Annotated in this window: 17 protein-coding genes and 1 tRNA gene; 12 read left to right on the top strand and 6 right to left on the bottom strand. The window is 48.5% G+C overall.

Features of this window, described 5'->3' with window-relative positions; all coding sequences use genetic code 11:
* Window positions 1-74 precede the first annotated feature (74 nt).
* From KNQ09_RS11525 to KNQ09_RS11500, 6 genes are all read left to right on the top strand, one after another.
* Window positions 75-150 (top strand) — tRNA-Ala (locus KNQ09_RS11525).
* 224 nt (window positions 151-374) lie between these two features.
* On the top strand, window positions 375-4,121 hold the full coding sequence (locus tag KNQ09_RS11520) for a S8 family serine peptidase (protein ID WP_214858517.1): 3,747 nt from the start codon (window positions 375-377) through the stop codon (window positions 4,119-4,121).
* 127 nt (window positions 4,122-4,248) lie between these two features.
* A complete protein-coding gene (locus KNQ09_RS11515; RefSeq protein WP_014971497.1) occupies window positions 4,249-4,407 on the top strand; it encodes a hypothetical protein in 159 nt (52 codons plus the stop codon).
* A 121-nt stretch (window positions 4,408-4,528) separates the two neighbouring features.
* A complete protein-coding gene (locus KNQ09_RS11510) occupies window positions 4,529-4,981 on the top strand; it encodes a hypothetical protein (RefSeq protein ID WP_214858516.1) in 453 nt (150 codons plus the stop codon).
* A 13-nt stretch (window positions 4,982-4,994) separates the two neighbouring features.
* A complete protein-coding gene (locus tag KNQ09_RS11505; RefSeq protein WP_214858515.1) occupies window positions 4,995-5,504 on the top strand; it encodes a hypothetical protein in 510 nt (169 codons plus the stop codon).
* Window positions 5,471-5,938 (top strand): hypothetical protein, encoded by a 468-nt coding sequence (locus tag KNQ09_RS11500; RefSeq protein WP_214858513.1) that lies wholly within the window; start codon window positions 5,471-5,473, stop codon window positions 5,936-5,938. Before KNQ09_RS11505 ends, KNQ09_RS11500 begins: the two co-directional genes overlap by 34 nt.
* Window positions 5,939-5,995: 57 nt before the next feature.
* Here the strand turns inward: KNQ09_RS11500 and KNQ09_RS11495 are convergent, their stop codons facing one another.
* The 4 genes from KNQ09_RS11495 to KNQ09_RS11480 all read right to left on the bottom strand — a co-directional run bounded on the left by KNQ09_RS11495 (window position 5,996) and on the right by KNQ09_RS11480 (window position 9,786).
* Window positions 5,996-7,003 (bottom strand): FecCD family ABC transporter permease, encoded by a 1,008-nt coding sequence (locus KNQ09_RS11495; protein ID WP_023469597.1) that lies wholly within the window; start codon window positions 7,001-7,003, stop codon window positions 5,996-5,998.
* Window positions 7,000-8,001: a FecCD family ABC transporter permease gene (locus KNQ09_RS11490; RefSeq protein WP_055969403.1), complete on the bottom strand. Its 1,002-nt coding sequence runs from the start codon at window positions 7,999-8,001 to the stop codon at window positions 7,000-7,002. Before KNQ09_RS11490 ends, KNQ09_RS11495 begins: the two co-directional genes overlap by 4 nt.
* A 78-nt stretch (window positions 8,002-8,079) precedes the next feature.
* Window positions 8,080-8,991, bottom strand: coding sequence for an iron-hydroxamate ABC transporter substrate-binding protein (locus tag KNQ09_RS11485; protein WP_214858512.1), 912 nt, complete (start codon window positions 8,989-8,991; stop codon window positions 8,080-8,082).
* 3 nt (window positions 8,992-8,994) lie between these two features.
* Window positions 8,995-9,786: an ABC transporter ATP-binding protein gene (locus KNQ09_RS11480; RefSeq protein ID WP_023469594.1), complete on the bottom strand. Its 792-nt coding sequence runs from the start codon at window positions 9,784-9,786 to the stop codon at window positions 8,995-8,997.
* 184 nt (window positions 9,787-9,970) lie between these two features.
* Between KNQ09_RS11480 and KNQ09_RS11475 the strand changes: the two genes are divergently transcribed.
* The 4 genes from KNQ09_RS11475 (at window position 9,971) to KNQ09_RS11460 (ending at window position 13,288) form a co-directional block, all read left to right on the top strand.
* Complete coding sequence (locus KNQ09_RS11475) at window positions 9,971-11,029, top strand: NAD(P)/FAD-dependent oxidoreductase (RefSeq protein WP_214858510.1); 1,059 nt, start codon at window positions 9,971-9,973, stop codon at window positions 11,027-11,029.
* A 179-nt stretch (window positions 11,030-11,208) separates the two neighbouring features.
* Window positions 11,209-12,504 carry a cation:dicarboxylate symporter family transporter gene (locus KNQ09_RS11470; protein ID WP_047394356.1) on the top strand — a complete coding sequence of 432 codons (1,296 nt, stop codon included), beginning with the start codon at window positions 11,209-11,211 and terminating at the stop codon, window positions 12,502-12,504.
* A gap of 181 nt (window positions 12,505-12,685) precedes the next feature.
* A complete protein-coding gene (locus tag KNQ09_RS11465) occupies window positions 12,686-12,973 on the top strand; it encodes a hypothetical protein (protein ID WP_214858509.1) in 288 nt (95 codons plus the stop codon).
* Window positions 12,974-12,991: 18 nt separating this feature from the next.
* Window positions 12,992-13,288, top strand: coding sequence for a DUF2089 family protein (locus KNQ09_RS11460; protein ID WP_023469590.1), 297 nt, complete (start codon window positions 12,992-12,994; stop codon window positions 13,286-13,288).
* Between the two features lie 42 nt (window positions 13,289-13,330).
* Here KNQ09_RS11460 and KNQ09_RS11455 read toward each other — a convergent pair whose 3' ends face one another.
* Both KNQ09_RS11455 and KNQ09_RS11450 read right to left on the bottom strand, forming a co-directional pair.
* Window positions 13,331-13,543, bottom strand: coding sequence for a DUF4305 domain-containing protein (locus KNQ09_RS11455; protein ID WP_230088481.1), 213 nt, complete (start codon window positions 13,541-13,543; stop codon window positions 13,331-13,333).
* 42 nt (window positions 13,544-13,585) lie between these two features.
* A complete protein-coding gene (locus KNQ09_RS11450; RefSeq protein WP_064299199.1) occupies window positions 13,586-14,278 on the bottom strand; it encodes a CPBP family intramembrane glutamic endopeptidase in 693 nt (230 codons plus the stop codon).
* Window positions 14,279-14,498: 220 nt separating this feature from the next.
* Here KNQ09_RS11450 and groES point away from each other — a divergent pair, with 220 nt between their 5' ends.
* Together groES and groL are read left to right on the top strand one after the other, a co-directional pair.
* Window positions 14,499-14,783 (top strand): co-chaperone GroES, encoded by a 285-nt coding sequence (groES, locus tag KNQ09_RS11445; RefSeq protein WP_023469587.1) that lies wholly within the window; start codon window positions 14,499-14,501, stop codon window positions 14,781-14,783.
* Window positions 14,784-14,815: 32 nt separating this feature from the next.
* Complete coding sequence (groL, locus tag KNQ09_RS11440; RefSeq protein WP_214858508.1) at window positions 14,816-16,456, top strand: chaperonin GroEL; 1,641 nt, start codon at window positions 14,816-14,818, stop codon at window positions 16,454-16,456.
* Window positions 16,457-16,630: the final 174 nt, after the last annotated feature.

Genomic DNA, 16,630 nt, shown 5'->3' with positions numbered 1-16,630 from the left:
GAATTCTTTTTTATGAAAGCGTTATTTTTATATTGATAAAGCAGTTAGTGATACGTATACTAAAGATAATTCATGGGGGCTTAGCTCAGCTGGGAGAGCGTTTGGCTGGCAGCCAAAAGGTCGTCGGTTCGATCCCGATAGTCTCCACCAATACCAAACATCTAACTCCTCGAGGCTTCGAGGAGTTTTTATTTTACTCCCAGTTTAATTCCTTAAAAATATAAAATGTCATGTAAAACAAATAAATTAAAAAAATAGGCAAATATAAATTGTTTATTTCCATTAAATTCATTAAACTAAATATACAGAATTTTCGTTTAACTGTTTTATCAGTAGTACTACTATGGTTTTACAGAAAAGGGGAAAACGAACGCATGAAGAAGAAGATTGCACTTATGGCAGCCGTCTTAATGACGTCTTCCAATCTAGTCAGTGCGCAAGGTGCACTGTCGTCGCAAGACAAAGCAACGGGTCAAAAACCGCAAGCGCTCTCTTTGAAGAAATCGGGGCAAGAGAAGAACTACAAACAATCGGATAAAGTCCGTGTCGTCATCGAGATGGAGGAGAAACCGGCGATTCAAATCGCCCAGGCTCAAAACAAACGGTATAGCACATTGAGCAATGCCGAAAAAGAGTCGATCAAAGATCGTCTCGTCAACGTCCAAAAATCAGTCAAGTCAGCCATCGCTAAAAAGGCGATTCCCGTTACATATAAGGAAAGCTTCACAACCGTCATCAACGGATTCAGTGGTGAAGTCAAGTTCGGCGACATCGAAGACATTAAACAACTGAGCGGAGTCAAGAGCGTACATATCGCCCATGAATACGCGCGTCCAGAAGTTGCTAAAGGTGCCAAGCCAGACATGCTGTACAGCAAGGACATGGTCAATGCGAAGGAAACATGGCAGGACTATGGTTTTAAAGGGGAAGGAACAATCGTTGCCGTCATCGATACGGGAATCGATCCATCGCATAAGGACATGGTCTTGAGCCCAGAGACGAAGATTGATTTGACTTCTTCGAAAGTCGATAGTGCGAAAGAAACAAAAGGCTTAAAAGGAAAGTACTTCACGGAAAAAGTACCGTACGGCTATAACTATGCCGATCACGATAGCGAAATCCGTGATTTAGGTGCGGGCGCATCGATGCACGGGATGCACGTCGCGGGTACGGTCGGAGCAAACGGCGATGAAGCAAACGGTGGTATCAAAGGGGTCGCTCCGGAAACACAACTCCTCGCGATGAAAGTCTTCGGAAACGATCCAGGAATGCCATCGACATTCAGCGATATCTACATTAAAGCGATCGATGATGCGATTGCACTCGGAGCCGATGTCATCAACATGAGTCTCGGATCGACGGCATCGTTCGTCAATGCAGATGATCCAGAACAACGCGCAATCGTCAACGCGATGAACAACGGTATCTTGTGTGCGATTTCTGCTGGTAACTCGGCATTCGCAGGTCATGGTGCAGGTAATCCGTACACAGCGAACCCGGATATCGGTGTCGTCGGTGCACCAGGTTTAACGAGCCAAGCACTCCAAGTCGCATCACTCGAAAATACGAAATTGACACTCGAAGGCATGGCGCTGACAATCGACGGTCAGGATGCTGGTTATTTGGCATACCAAAAACAAGATTCACCGAATCCGATTGCTGTCTTCGATAAAGAGAAGAAGGATGTCGTCTATGTCGGTGACGGTCAAGCTTCGAACTACGAAGGCAAAGACGTCAAAGGGAAAGTCGTCTTCGTCGTGCGTAACGGTGGTTTCAACTACGGTATGATCCAAGCAGAAGCTGAGAAGCAAGGGGCAGCAGGTGTCATCGTCCGCGGTCGAGTCGATCATGGGGATTACGTCAGCATGGCGCTCAACAATCCGACGATTCCACTCGTCACACTCAGCATCGCAGACGGAAACGATCTTGAAGCAAAAGCAAAAGAGGGCAAGGCAATCGCTGTCACGTTCGACGGAAAAGCAGTCTCAGCCGATAACCCGGTCGCAGGACAAATGTCTGACTTCACGTCATGGGGTGTCACACCAAGCCTTGACTTCAAACCAGAAATCACGGCACCAGGTGGAAAAATCTACTCGACGCTCAACGATAACGAGTATGGCGTCATGAGTGGGACATCGATGGCGGCACCACACGTCGCTGGTGGAACGGCACTCGTCATGCAACGGATCGCGAAGGACTTCAAAGTCGACGGTGCGACACGCGTCAAACTCGCGAAGAACATCTTGATGAACACGTCGCGTCCACAACTCGATCAAGGAAAATACAATGCGCAGCTAAAAACAGGCAACTTCTACTCCCCACGTCGTGAGGGAGCTGGATTGATGGATCTTCGTGCTGCCATGAAGACACCAGTCGTCGTCACAGAGACGAAGTCAGGTGAAGGTAAGGCATCCTTGAAGGAAGTCGGCGAGAAGTTCACGTTCACACTTGATTTGAAAAACTACAGCAGTGAAAAAGTGACATATAAGTTAGCCGGAACGGTTCAATCAGATCTCGGTGCAGAAGGATCAAACTTCCTCGAAGCAAACGGCATCTTTAAAAAGGGAACGATCGGTACGGTGGATGCAAACAAAGGCACATATCCGATCTCATTCGCAGTTGGCTCGAAGAAAGCAAGTTCGGTCTCGATTAATCCGAAGAGCTCAACGAAAGTCAGTGTATCGGTCGATCTGAAGGATACAACGGACTGGGCAAACGAACTTCCGCTCGAACAAGTCTTTGAGAACGGCTACTTCGTCGAAGGATTCGTCCGTCTGATCGATACGAAGAGTAAGAATCCAGAATTGACGGTTCCTTACGTTGGCTTCAAAGGAAAATGGGATCAAGCTCCGATTCTAGACGCACCATTATACGATGAAGACAACACGTTCTACGGTTTGACAGGTCTAGCGACAGAAGTGAAGGATAACTTCGAATTCCTCGGTGCGAATGCTGCGGGCGATGTCGTCGCGAACAAAGTCTCGTTCTCACCAAACAACGATGGTAGCGCAGATGAAGCATTCCCGATCATCTCGTTCCTCCGTAATGCGAAAAAAGTCGAGTACTCGATTCTTGACCGGAACAAAGCAACGCTTCAGAAGCTCGATACGCAAACGGACGTCGTCAAGAACTACTATGATAGCGGTTCAGAGGACGGATACACACCAGTCACAAGCGCTGCTTGGGACGGAACGATCAACGGGAAACCGGTCAAGGATGGTCTTTACTACTACAAAGTCAAATCCGTGATCGATTATCCGAATGCAAAATGGCAGTCGAACCTCTTCCCAGTCTATGTCGATACGAAAAAACCAGCCGCAACCGTGAAATGGGATGCGTCAAAATCAACGCTCTCTTGGACAGCAGGTGACCAAGGAACAGGTGTCGCGTCATACGATATTCTCGTCAATGGTAAGAGTGTCTTGAAACAACCGCTTGCTGCAACAGAAAAAGCGTACACGTTGACGGATCTTCCAGAGCGCGCGAAGATTGCCTTCGTCGTGAAGGATTATGCAGGAAACAGTGTGAAAAAAGACGTCAACACGACAGGTGTCGATAAAGCGGTACCGAACGTTCAAATCGATACACCAGTCGCACTTGGTCTTGCGACATCAAAAGTCATCAACATCGCAGGTCACGTCTCTGATGAATCAGGCATCAAATCGTTCAAAATCAATGGTAAATCTGTCAAACTTCGCTTCGATGCGGCTCAACAAAACTATGCGTTCAGCCACGACGTGACGTACACGACGGATGGCGTCAAGTCATTCAAGGTCGAAGCGTACGATGGTAAAGGAAACCGTGTGGCGTTCAGTCGTCAAGTCATCATCGACACAGAATTACCGACGATTCGCGTCACAGCACCAAAAACCGTTTCAAGCAAAACAAAAACAGCTGAGATGAAGATCGTTCTTCGCGATAACTACAGCGAATTACGCTTTGACTTCAACGGTAGCGCGGAATACCGCCGGACGTTCAAAGAGCCGTACGAGATGAAAGCCTTCAAAAAGACAATCACGAAAAAAGTGACGCTCAAGAAGGGGAAAAACACGTACAACTTGAAACTGAAGGACCTCGGTGGACACGTTGTTACGAAAACAGTCGTCATCACGAAAAAATAAGGAACAAAAGATGAAGCCAGGCGGAAATCCGTCTGGCTTTTCTTGCGTGCCGAAGCGCCTTGAAGGGTTTATGAGATGAGAAGAGGGGGAATTTTAAGAACAGAAACAAGTCAGAGGGGGAACAACCATGAATCCGTTCACGACCTTAATCGCCTTCATTGTAGGGTGTCTCGTCTTATATCTCGGTATCCGCGACAAAAACGGCTGGCTGATCGGTGTCGCGATGATACCGCTCGCGATCGTTGCCTATAGCGTCATCTATCTGATCATTCAGGTCAGTGCGTAGTCTTCATGGAAGATGTCTTACCCTAAGCGGTAGGACGTCTTTTTTTTTTCGAAAATCGTACTACAGATGAAACCGATCTAGTAAAATGTAAGTATATGACAGTATAGAGAGGTGGATGATCATGGAACATGTACATACACAAACGGATGCCTTGGCGGAGCTGTACGAAGAGATGCACCAAAAGACACAGACCGGCATGTGGGTCATGCTTGCGGCATTCTTAGCGCTCAGTAACACACTCGAGAAACCAATCTACGCGATGATCGTCCCGTTATTGTATTTTGGCTACGACATGTTCGTACAACGCAAGCGGTTCGCGCTTGTTGCGGAATATACATCAGAGACTTCTGCAAGACGGCTTTATCAGGTGCATGTCTTGATCGGTATCTTACAATACGGAGCACTCGCTGGTCTGATCGTTTGGGCAGTCGATCGCCCGAATACATCTTTCTTGATCGGTCTCGTCATCGTCGTCATTCCGTTCTACTGGATCTGTCGAAAAACGTTAGAGTTCGTCTCACGAAAGATTGATCCAACGTATATCACGGAAAAAGAAATTCACAAAGCGCGCTAAAGGAGAAGAGGCTATGCAAACAGCTCGTGAAGAACGTCTACAAAAACTTGCGCTCGCGTACCGGGATGTCGAGTGGCTCGGCACACGTTGGTACTGGAATGTGCTCTTATTCATAACAGTTGGTATCCTGATCGAGTGGACCGATATCCCCTTGTTGATTTTGACGATTCCAGCCCTTTTTCTCGGCTCCGATTTTCGCTACCAACTAAAAAAACGAAAAATTTTAGACGGATACATCTCAAAAGCGCAGGTCCGTCGCCAATTTTTACTACGCATTGGTAGTCACGTTCTACTGTACGCGATCTTGACGATCGTCATCACCCAGACGATCGAGGGACCGTTCTGGCAGATGCTTGTGGCAATTTTTGCGATTTTAACACCGCTCTATTTCATCAGCGAATGGATCATCCGACGCGACGGAGCGCGTGATCCGGACTATATCAGTGACGGAGAAGTAGCCCGCTTCGTCAGACAGAAAGGAACATCAAAATGGAACACTTATTCGAGCGACAAGCACGTCTGAATGTAATGAAACGACCGGTGCGTATCGTCACCTATGTCTTTTTAATTCCTGGACTGATTTTTGCGATACCCGCTTGGTTTGTGCCGGCGATTGCATCCGTCTTTAGTCAGGTCATATTCTTTTGTCTTTGCGCGATTGGAGTCGTTCGGGAAATCGTCCGGCTACGACTCATGAAGTCGTATTTAACACCAACTATCTATCGACAGACTGTTCAAAGGGTCGCTCGCCTGACGATCATCGGTTATGTCGTAGCATGGTTGATCGCCTTCGTCATGCTGTCGCTTCCAAATGCTCCCGGTTATTTATTCGTTCTCTTACTTGTCTGGAGCGGTGGAGTTGGTCTTAGCGTCACTCGACTAAACCGGTTGGCTAAACAAATCGATCCCGCGTACGTCTCGATGGGGGAAATCGAACGTGCGTGGTGGAAACGATAAAATCAAAAGATCCGCATCAATCAGCGAAAAAGAAGCTGATTGATGCGGATCTTTTGATTATTTCTTCAACAGTAGATAAATGAAGTACGGTGCTCCAATCAAGGCGACGACGATCCCAGCCGGTACCCCGTCTGGTCCCGCGATGTTGCGCCCGATCGTATCAGCGAACGCAAGCAACCAGCCGCCGAGTAAGAGGGCAATCGGCAGAAAGAACTGATGCCGTGGTCCAACGAGCGCGCGGGCGATATGTGGCGCCATCAGACCGATGAAGGAAATCCCACCGGTGACAGAGACGGCAGCAGCGGCAAGCGCGACGGCTGTCAACAAGAGTTGGATCCGTTCTTTTTCAATCGCGACGCCAACACCGATTGCGACCGGTTCATTCAAGGCAAGCAGATTGAGCTTATTCGCTTTATAGAACGTGAGCGGAATCAAGACGAGTAACCACGGTAAGAGTGAGTAGACGAAGATCCAGTCTGTTCCCCAGATGTTACCGGCAAGCCATTTGGCGATGAAGTCGACCTTTTCACGACGCGTCGATGAAATCAGGATGACCATGATTCCGGACAGTGCCATCGAGAAGCCGACACCCGTTAAGATCAAGCGGATCGGTTGGAGTCCTTGTACACGGTCGTACGAGAACAGGTAGATTGCTGTCGCGGTGACGAGTGCACCGAAGAAGGCAGCGATCGGTAACAGATAGATGAATGACCCGACATCGGTTGGGAAGTACAGGAAGAACAAGGCGACGGCGACGCCAGCTCCCGTATTGATGCCGATGATACCAGGATCAGCGAGTTCATTGCGGGTGATGCCTTGTAAGATTGCACCGGATAAGGCGAGCGCCATTCCTGCCATGACGGTGATGAGCAGTCGGGGTAAGCGGAGCGAATAGAGGACGAACTCCTCTTTGAACGATCCGTTTCCAAGTAACGTCGGCAGTAAACGATCGTACGAGAGAGAAGCAGGTCCAAGACCGATGCTGACGACGAGTGTTGCGATCAATAGTGCCAGTAACGTCCAAAACGTCAGTTGCTGGCGACGGCGTAAACGAGATTCCATCATGAGAAAGCACGCCCTCCTTTCCGAACGATTAAGAGGAAGAATGGTAGCCCGAGCATCGAGACGATTGCGATGACTGGCGTTTCATAGGGTGCGTACAGCGTCCGCCCGATCGTATCGGCAAGCAACATGAACGTCGCACCAAAAATCGCGGTCATCGGCAGGATGAACCGATAGTCCGTCCCGACGATCGCGCGGACGATATGCGGAATCATCAGTCCGATGAATGCCATGTTACCGACGAGTGCTACGGCAGCGCCAGCAAGCAGGATGACGACGACGTAGAGGACCGCTTTGATCCGCTGGATGTTCTGTCCGAGTCCGAGCGCGACTTCTTCCGATAGACTGAGAATCGTCAATTGCCGCGAGAAAATGAACGCAATCACAATTCCAATTGCGATGACCGGCGCGATGACTTGCAGTTGTCCCCAGGTCGACCCGACGAGTCCCCCGGACGTCCATTGTGAGACATCTTGGGCAATCTTGAAGTAGATCCCGATGCCTTCCGCAATCGCGTACAGAAACGCTGAGATCGCGGAACCGGCAAGGACGATCCGGAGCGGAGAGAAGCCGCCTTTTTTCGAAGCGCCGATTCCAAAGACAAGTGCTGCCCCGAGTGCTGCTCCGACGAAACACGCGATCATGATCCCGAAGTAGTCAATTTTCGGGAACAGGACGATGACGAGTGCGAGTGCCGCATTTGCACCCGCTGTCAGACCGAGTAGACCAGGATCGGCGAGGGGATTGCGTGTCATGGCCTGCATGATGGCACCTGAGACACCGAGTGCCGCTCCAACAAGTATTGCTGCCAGTTCCCGCGGCAAGCGGATTTCCTGGACGATTTTTGCTTTTTCATTCAACGGTCCGAACGTCAAAGCGTTCCAGACTTCGCGCGTCGTCGTATCGGCGGCACCGAACGTCATTGCGATCCAGAACATCCCGAAAAAGAGGACGAGACCGAGTGTGATTTTAATGCCGAACGGAATTCGACCAGCTGACATGAATGTCGCCTCCATTTCTGATTCAGTGAGTGAGCCACAAAAAAAGGGAGGGATCCCGCAGGTTCCCTCCCTTTTTCATTATGCGCCAAGGAAACTTTTCTTGAAGAACTCGAGTTGACGTTCGAGTGTGAGCGGATCGTTGAAGTAGAACTCCTTCGAATCGACTTCGAAGACACGATCGTTTTTGACGGCTGGAATGTTCTTGAACGTATCCGTTTTCGTGAATGAGTTGTCCGCTTCCGCACTCTTACTGAAGACGAGGTAGTCGCCTGCGTATTCAGGAAGGACTTCTGGTGACAACGCGTAGTATCCGTCTTTTAATGCCATCTTCGTGACTTTATCCGGCATTTTCAATTTCATTTCCTGATAGAGAATCTCTGTTCCACGACCCCAGTTATCGCCGAAGACGTAGAGTTGTTTATCGAAGCTTTCGATGACAGAAACAGTAGCATTTTCACCGATTTTTGCTTTGATGTCTTTACCGGCAGCAGCAGCGCGTGTTTTGAAGTCTTTGACCCAGTCGCGTGCTTCTTGCTCTTTGTTGAGCAATTTACCGATTTCGATGTGTTGCGTCAAGTAGTCGACTTTTCCGTATGTGTACGTGACTGTCGGAGCAATTTTTTTAATTTTATCGAGGTTTTTCGTTGTTGAGTAGCCGATGATCAAATCGGGTTCGAGTTCGATGATTTTTTCAACGTTCTCTTCCGATACTTCCGTGACATCTTTGAGCTTGTCGAACTTCGGATTCGCTTTTGACCACGAGTCGACACCAACGACAGGAACGTCGAGTGCCATGACGTTGCCGGCAAAACCAGCGAGGACGACGACACGTTTTGGATTAGCCGGAACTTTGATGTCACCGTTCTCCGATTTGTACGTAATCGTCTCGTTTTTCGACCCAGACGCTGCGTCGTCTTTTTTCTCCGTATTGCCACACGCTGCGATGACGAGCGTGAGAATGAGTAGAACCGGTAAAAGTAGTTTCTTCATGATTCAATCTCCCTTGATTAAGTTGTAGGTGATACACATCGGCTTGTTCGTCCGCGGATCACGTCCGATTTCAGCATCGATATGGAATACTTCTTGTAAGACGTCTTTTGCGATGACTTCCTCACACGTTCCGGCTTTGACGACTTCGCCGTTTTTCATGGCGATGATATAGTCGGCGAACCTTGCCGCTTGATTCAAATCATGCAGGACCATGACGATCGTCCGTCCTTCGGTCCGGTTGAGATGCTCGAGCAGTTCGAGCACCTCGAGTTGGTGGGCGAGATCAAGATAAGTCGTCGGTTCATCGAGGAAGATGATATCTGTCTCTTGGGCGAGTGCCATTGCAATCCAGACCCGTTGACGTTGACCACCCGACAGCGCATCGACCGGACGGTGTTTGAATGCCATCGTATCCGTTGCTTCGAGTGCCCAATCGATGATCTCGTAATCGTGCTTCGTCAAGCGTCCGAATCCTTTTTGGTACGGGAAACGACCGTATGAGACGAGCTCTGCGACCGTCAGACCACTTGCGCTCTCTGGAGTTTGTGGCAGAATAGCCATTTTCCGGGCAAGTAGCTTCGTGCTTTCCTTGGCGATATCGAGACCATCGAGCAATGCACGTCCTGATTGATGAGGAATGATCCGTGTCATCGCTTTCAATAAAGTCGATTTGCCACATCCGTTCGCCCCAATGATTGTCGTGATTTGTCGATCGGGAATTTGGACGGACAAGTCTTTGACGATGGGACGATCACCGTAGCCGATATTGATTTCTTCTGTTGCTAGACGTACCATACGCGACGACTCCTTCGTTGTTCTCTCCGTTTTCAATGATAATGATTATCACTATCGTCTCATTAACCATACCAGTCCTGTAAAAACGCTGTCAACATTTTTTCTTGTGTTCAAGAGATGTTCACGTTATCATGAGGGAGTGAGAATGATAATCAATCGTAATCAAAGACGAGGAGTGAGTGAGATGAGGGAACAGGAGTTGTTCGACGTAACGATCATCGGCGGAGGACCTGCAGGGTTATATTCGACGTTCTATAGTGGTCTTCGGGGCATGAAGACGAAATTGATCGAGTATCAAGCAGAACTCGGAGGAAAATTGCACGTTTATCCGGAAAAGATGATCTGGGACGTCGGCGGACAGCCACCGATCACTGGTGAAAAACTCATGGCTCAACTCGTCGAACAAGGACTGACGTTCCAACCGACTGTTCAATTGAATGAAAAGATCATCTCGATCGCAAAAGACGTCTTCGGCAACTTCGTCTTAGAAGCAGAATCGGGTCGGATCCATTATTCGAAGACGGTCATCGTCGCGGTAGGCGGCGGCATCCTCAATCCACAAAAATTAAAAGTCGAAGGTGCGGAACGCTTTGAAGTGTCGAACTTGAACTATACGGTCAAATCGATTGAACGCTTTAAAGGAAAGACCGTCATCGTCTCAGGTGGTGGGAACTCTGCGATCGACTGGGCGAACGAGCTCGAACCGGTCGCAAAAAAAGTCTACGTCACGTATCGCCGGGATTGTTTCTCGGGGCACGAGGCGCAAGTCGACCAGCTCGTCAAAAGTTCTGCTGTCTGTCTCCTCAACACGACGATTCACAAGCTGATCGCAAGTCCTGATCATCAACGAATTGCATCAGTCGAATTGATCGACTGTCAAACAGACGAAATCGTCGAGATTCCAATTGATGAAGTCATCATCAATCATGGGTATGAACAGGATGCAGCACTGCTTGACGCGTGTGATCTCGATATCGCACGGGTCGATGACTTCTATATCGCAGGGAACGCGGCGAGCGAGTCGAGTGTACCGGGTCTATATGCTGCCGGAGATATTCTTTCACACGACGGGAAGGTTCGCTTGATCTCAGGTGCCTTCCAAGATGCAGCGAACGCTGTCAACCGGGCGAAACGCTTCATCGAACCGGAAGCGTCAAAAGTGGCGATGGTCTCGTCACACAACGAAGTCTTCAAAAAACGCAATCGGGCGTTGATTGAGGAACGCGTCAATCAACAATCTTGAATAATGTTTAAACGTCCAAAATGCTTGGAAACAAGCGGATTTTGGACGTTTTTTTGTATGAATTTCATTTTTGTACTATAACAGAACGATTTGACAACGTACTGTATTTAGGACAAAATTCTACTTATGTTCCACTACATGTAGGATACAAGTAAGACGGATGTATAAGGAGGAAGGGTATGACAACTACGAAACGTAAGCCAATTGGCCTTGCCTGGCAAATTTTAATCGGCTTGATTCTCGGGATCACAGTCGGTGGTGTATTTTATGGGAATCCTCATGTCGCGGAGTGGCTTAAGCCAATCGGTGACATCTTTATTCGGATGATGAAAATGATCGTCGTTCCGATTGTCTTCACGACGATCGTTCTCGGTGTCTCATCAGTCGGTAGTCCGAAAAGTCTCGGACGTCTCGGCGTCAAGACGCTCGGTTACTTCACGATCGTGACGATGATCGCGATCTTCACGGGGCTGTTCGCAGCCAATCTCGTTGAACCGGGTGCTGGTATCAACATGTCGACACTCGATAAAACGGATATCTCGACGTATGTCGAAACGGAAGAGACGACACAAGACGCAGGACTCGTCGACAAGATCGTCAACATCGTCCCGACGAATATCTTGGACGCGATGGTCCGCGGTGACATGCTTGCAATCATTTTCTTCTCGGTCTTATTCGGACTCGGTGTCGGTTTTGCAGGAGAGAAGGGCCAACCGGTCGTTCGTTTCTTTGAAGGCGTCGCAGCAGCGATGTTCAATCTCGTCAATATCGTCATGAAATTCGCGCCGATCGGTGTCTTCGCCTTGATCGGTGTCACGGTCTCGACGTTCGGGATTGAATCGCTCGGTTCATTGTTTAAACTGATTGCGACGTTATACGTCACAGCGCTTCTCTTCATGGTGATCGTCTTCGGTGCCATCATGAAATGGGTTGGGATTCGCGTTTCTGATTTCACGCGCATCTTCAAGGACGAGTTATTGCTGACGTATTCGACGGCGTCGTCTGAGACGGTACTACCACGGATCATGGAAAAACTCGAGAAGATGGGTGTTCCGAAATCAATCGTTAGCTTCGTCGTACCGACGGGTTATTCGTTTAACCTTGATGGATCTGCGCTTTATCAAGCGCTCGCAGCCTTGTTCATCGCACAGATGTACGGGATTGATCTCTCGATCGGAACACAGCTGACGCTTGTCTTCGTCTTAATGCTGACATCAAAAGGGATGGCTGCCGTTCCTGGCGTCTCCTTCGTTGTTTTGCTCGCGACACTCGGTACGGTTGGTATCCCGGCAGAAGGACTTGCCTTCATCGCGGGGATTGACCGAATCATGGATATGATGCGCTCGGTCGTCAACGTCACAGGAAACACGCTCGCTTCACTCGTCATCGCGAAGTGGGAAGGTGTCCTTGACGAAGACCAACTCGAGACCTTCATGTCGACAGAAGGTAAAAAAGACGACGTCCGCAGTGCGTGACTATCGTAAATATAAGGAAGGACTGAATCGTCAGTCCTTCTTTTTTTCGTCCTTGAAAATAGATTAAAGTCGATTGTTTTTAAATAAAATCCTTTATTTTTGATTATAGTTAAAATTATGTTGAATATTATTAATTATAAAGTTAATATTATTGATATAATCATAGGGGAGAGGCGATAGGATGGAAACGGTAGGAATCGTCATTGGTATTGTCACAGTCTGTATCGTACAATTTTACTTAGCACGGCGAGGAAGAGTCTGGAGCCTCATCATTCCAGCCATCATAATTGGGATCGGAATTTACTGGTATTTCGGAACAGGACCACACTCAGCGGATCGAAAATCGGTGATTCGGATGGGAACATTTGCCGGTATATGTTTGATGATCTCAATGGCTGAGATGGGTGTCGACTCGCGCCGCAAGCAACTAAAGCGTGAAAAAGAACGAATGGAGATTCAAGATTTGTAAGAGAAGTGAGGGAACACGATGGAACGACAAGACGTGCCCGCTTGGGTACTGGCACTCGAACAGGAGCATCTCGAGTTCATCCGCAAGTTCGTCTTGAGCTCTGGTTCATTAAAGGATATGGCAACGGCCTATCAAGTATCCTATCCGACCGTCCGGGCGAAGTTGAACCAGTTGATCGAGCGGATTGATTCGGTGCAGCAGGAAGATGTCGAATTCGTCAATATGATCAAGAACTTGGTCTTAGATGAACGGTTGAGTCTCGATGTGGCGAAGACGATCATCGATTCCTACCGCAAGGGTCAAGCGAAAGAATAAACCAAAAAACGAGATTTCCGCCTGACGGAAATCTCGTTTTTTTTATTGCTTGTCGTTCTTTTTGTCCTGTTCCTTCTTGATCATCTTCTTTGCTGCTGCGCGGAAGCGGAAGATCAAGTAGAGACGGTAGAAGTCGATCGCAGCGAACAACGTCAGCAGGATCGTCCAGAAGTTAAAGACCGTTCCTGCTTCGACCGAGTTGTTGTAGGCGAGGAACATGAAGAGAATACCGAATATGGCATAGAACACTGCCATGAAGTTCGAGCTTTGACGCATGAAAACACGACCTTTCGTAAATTAAGACATCGCGTAGATGGCGAGTACGACGATTCCGTTGTTAAAGACATGGATGGCGATCGGAGCAATGATCCGGCGCGTCTTGACGAAGACGAGCGAGAAGACAAAACTCATCGCGACATAGATTAAAAATTTGTTGTCTTGGTGAATCAGTCCGAACAAGGCACCCGTCAAGATGAAGCTGAAGAAGAAACCGAGCTTCGAGGAGAGATTGCCGAACATGATATGCCGGAACAAGAACTCTTCCATGATCGGTCCGAGCAGGACGACCATGACTTGCAGGAGTGGGATGACTTGGATCGCTTGGATGATCTGATCCGTATTTTGCGATTTCGCGACATTCTCGATCCCACCTGCCATCCAGGCATCGATCAAGTTGACACCGATCAAGAGCGCATACAAGAGCACGATCCCGATTCCGATCCATTTCAACGTATCCATCGGATCGGTTTGACGTCCCTCTGCCTTCCACTTCTGCCAATCGGGACGCAGGCAGTAGTAGGAGACGATGACGGCGACCGTGAAGCCAATCGCAAGCCACCAACCGGCGACGTCAGCAATGACGTTTTTCGGAAGGAAATACTGGAACGAACCCGGAACCAATTGGACGATCAGATAGATGATGATCGGGATGACGTGACGCTTTTGCCACTTCTCCGCCATCACGAAAGGCAGACTGATTGGATTTTTCATCGTACAGGACACAACTCCTTTGTAATGAAGGTACTGTCCCGATTGTAACAAACAAACGGTCTTGGCGCACGATTGACGATGATTCAAAGGTGTCGATTTCGGGAAAACGGATAAAGGTTCAGGCTTGAATTCAGAAGAGAAAGCGTATAAGATAAAAATATGTTAGCACTCAACGAAAGTGAGTGCTAAAAAACAGTCATTTTCAAGGAGGATGTTTCGCATGTTAAAACCACTTGGTGATCGCATCGTGATCGAAGTCGTTAAAAAAGAAGAAACAACACTCGGAGGAATCGTTCTTCCTGGGTCAGCGAAAGAAAAACCACAAGAGGGTAAAGTCGTCGCTGTCGGTACAGGCCGTGTGACAGAGCAAGGCGTACGTGTACCACTTGAAGTGAGTGTCGGAGATCACGTCATCTATGCACAATATGCCGGTTCAGAAGTCAAAGTCGACGGCAATGAATACTTAATTTTACGCGAAAGCGATATTTTGGCAGTAGCCGAGTAATTCAGTTAATCATCTAAAGGGGGATTTCAGTCATGGCAAAAGACATTTTATTCAGTGAAGAAGCACGTCGGGCAATGCTCCGCGGGGTCGACGCATTAGCGGATGCAGTCAAAGTCACGATCGGACCAAAAGGACGCAACGTCGTCCTCGAGCGGAAGTTCGGTTCACCACTCATCACGAATGATGGTGTGACGATCGCGAAAGAAATCGAACTCGAAGATCACTTCGAGAACATGGGTGCAAAACTCGTCGCAGAAGTTGCCTCAAAAACGAATGAGATCGCAGGGGATGGTACGACAACAGCGACAGTCCTCGCACAAGCGATGATTCGGGAAGGTCTTAAAAACGTCACAGCGGGCGCAAACCCGATGGTCATCCGTAAAGGAATCGAAAAAGCGGTCCGTCGCGCTGTCGAAGAGTTGCACACGATCGCAAAACCAATCGAAGGTAAAGAAGCAATCGCCCAAGTCGCAGCGATCTCAGCAGCGGACGAAGAAGTCGGTCAGTTGATCGCAGAAGCGATGGAACGTGTCGGTCAAGATGGTGTCATCACGATCGAAGAATCACGCGGCTTCACGACAGAACTCGATGTCGTTGAAGGGATGCAGTTCGATCGTGGTTACGCGTCACCATACATGATCACGGATTCAGATAAGATGGAAGCGGTCCTTGAGAACCCATACATCCTCGTCACGGACAAAAAGATCTCAAACATCCAAGAGATTCTTCCAGTCCTCGAGCAAGTCGTCCAACAAAACAAACCACTTCTCATCATCGCAGAAGACGTCGAAGGCGAAGCACTCGCGACACTCGTCGTCAACAAACTCCGTGGTACGTTCAACGCGGTAGCAGTCAAAGCACCAGGCTTCGGTGACCGCCGTAAAGCGATGCTTGAGGATATCTCGATCGTTACAGGTGCAGAATTGATCACAGAAGACCTCGGTCTTGATCTGAAAGAAACACAAATCACGCAACTCGGTCGCGCGTCGAAAGTCGTCGTCTCAAAAGACAACACGACAATCGTCGAAGGTCACGGACACGGGGATTCGATCGAAGCACGTGTCGGGACGATCCGTGCGCAAATCGAAGAAACGACAAGTGACTTCGATCGTGAGAAATTACAAGAGCGTCTTGCGAAACTCGCAGGCGGCGTAGCGGTCGTCAAAGTCGGGGCAGCAACTGAGACAGAACTCAAAGAACGCAAGCTCCGGATCGAAGATGCACTTAACGCGACACGCGCAGCAGTGGAAGAAGGCATCGTAGCAGGTGGGGGAACAGCTCTCATTCACGTCACGAAAGCCGTCGAATCGATTCTGTCGGTCTCAACAGGCGACGAAGCAACAGGTGTCAACATCGTTCTTCGTGCACTCGAAGCACCACTTCGCCAAATCGCGGAAAACGCGGGTCAAGAAGGCTCAGTCATCGTCGAGCGTCTCAAGCATGAAGCGCCAGGAATGGGCTACAATGCGGCAACAGACGAGTATGTCGATATGATCGAGACAGGAATCGTCGATCCAGCGAAAGTAACGCGTTCAGCACTTCAAAACGCGGCATCGGTTTCAGCGATGTTCTTGACGACAGAAGCTGTCATCGCAGATAAACCAGAACCAGCCGGATCTGCTTCTGCAATGCCTGATATGGGTGGCATGGGTGGAATGGGCGGCATGATGTAAAGTAATATTTACATTCTAAATAATTTGATAAATAACTAAAGTTTATTTGGTGTAAAAAAAAGAGAACTCCTATCTATTTATAAAGTTATAGGAGTTCTTTTTCTTTACCCTGATATGAAAAACTATAGAATATTTATCGATTAATGCTGAATATAAAATTAGAATTATGTGAAA

The organism is Exiguobacterium sp. s191, from assembly GCF_018618955.1.
Taxonomy (GTDB): domain Bacteria; phylum Bacillota; class Bacilli; order Exiguobacteriales; family Exiguobacteriaceae; genus Exiguobacterium_A; species Exiguobacterium_A abrahamii.
Note: the sequence above shows the minus strand (reverse complement) of the source record. Positions and strands in the feature narration are given on the sequence as shown.

Excerpts from the sequence above, each read along its gene's own strand:
- KNQ09_RS11480 (WP_023469594.1), bottom strand. The coding sequence starts at position 9,786 with ATGGTACGTCTAGCAACAGAAGAAATCAATATCGGCTACGGTGATCGT.
- groES (WP_023469587.1), top strand. The coding sequence starts at position 14,499 with ATGTTAAAACCACTTGGTGATCGCATCGTGATCGAAGTCGTTAAAAAA.
- KNQ09_RS11470 (WP_047394356.1), top strand. The coding sequence starts at position 11,209 with ATGACAACTACGAAACGTAAGCCAATTGGCCTTGCCTGGCAAATTTTA.
- KNQ09_RS11515 (WP_014971497.1), top strand. The coding sequence starts at position 4,249 with ATGAATCCGTTCACGACCTTAATCGCCTTCATTGTAGGGTGTCTCGTC.
- KNQ09_RS11460 (WP_023469590.1), top strand. The coding sequence starts at position 12,992 with ATGGAACGACAAGACGTGCCCGCTTGGGTACTGGCACTCGAACAGGAG.
- KNQ09_RS11450 (WP_064299199.1), bottom strand. The coding sequence starts at position 14,278 with ATGAAAAATCCAATCAGTCTGCCTTTCGTGATGGCGGAGAAGTGGCAA.
- KNQ09_RS11520 (WP_214858517.1), top strand. The coding sequence starts at position 375 with ATGAAGAAGAAGATTGCACTTATGGCAGCCGTCTTAATGACGTCTTCC.
- KNQ09_RS11510 (WP_214858516.1), top strand. The coding sequence starts at position 4,529 with ATGGAACATGTACATACACAAACGGATGCCTTGGCGGAGCTGTACGAA.
- KNQ09_RS11475 (WP_214858510.1), top strand. The coding sequence starts at position 9,971 with ATGAGGGAACAGGAGTTGTTCGACGTAACGATCATCGGCGGAGGACCT.
- groL (WP_214858508.1), top strand. The coding sequence starts at position 14,816 with ATGGCAAAAGACATTTTATTCAGTGAAGAAGCACGTCGGGCAATGCTC.
- KNQ09_RS11495 (WP_023469597.1), bottom strand. The coding sequence starts at position 7,003 with ATGATGGAATCTCGTTTACGCCGTCGCCAGCAACTGACGTTTTGGACG.
- KNQ09_RS11465 (WP_214858509.1), top strand. The coding sequence starts at position 12,686 with ATGGAAACGGTAGGAATCGTCATTGGTATTGTCACAGTCTGTATCGTA.
- KNQ09_RS11455 (WP_230088481.1), bottom strand. The coding sequence starts at position 13,543 with ATGGCAGTGTTCTATGCCATATTCGGTATTCTCTTCATGTTCCTCGCC.
- KNQ09_RS11505 (WP_214858515.1), top strand. The coding sequence starts at position 4,995 with ATGCAAACAGCTCGTGAAGAACGTCTACAAAAACTTGCGCTCGCGTAC.
- KNQ09_RS11500 (WP_214858513.1), top strand. The coding sequence starts at position 5,471 with ATGGAACACTTATTCGAGCGACAAGCACGTCTGAATGTAATGAAACGA.
- KNQ09_RS11490 (WP_055969403.1), bottom strand. The coding sequence starts at position 8,001 with ATGTCAGCTGGTCGAATTCCGTTCGGCATTAAAATCACACTCGGTCTC.
- KNQ09_RS11485 (WP_214858512.1), bottom strand. The coding sequence starts at position 8,991 with ATGAAGAAACTACTTTTACCGGTTCTACTCATTCTCACGCTCGTCATC.